Below are 255 nucleotides of genomic sequence, written 5' to 3'. Positions count from 1 at the left end.
CTCCGTTACGCTTTGGGAGGCGACCGCCCCAGTCAAACTGCCTGCCATGCGCGGTCCCGGACCCCGATCAAGGGTCGCGGTTAGACCACCATATCGCCAAGGGTGGTATTTCAAGGACGGCTCCACCAGGGCTGACGCCCCGGCTTCAAAGCCTACCACCTATCCTACACATGCCGACACGAAGGCCAGCGCAAAGCTACAGTAAAGGTGCACGGGGTCTTTCCGTCTGACCGCAGGAACCCCGCATCTTCACGG

1 rRNA gene is annotated in these 255 nt (G+C 61.6%); it reads right to left on the bottom strand.

Annotated features, from left to right (window positions below):
- Positions 1-255: ribosomal RNA gene (locus ACLBX8_RS32260) — 23S ribosomal RNA — on the bottom strand; the annotation flags it as partial.

The sequence above is a fragment of the Methylobacterium sp. D48H genome (assembly GCF_053345715.1).
Note: the sequence above shows the minus strand (reverse complement) of the source record. Positions and strands in the feature narration are given on the sequence as shown.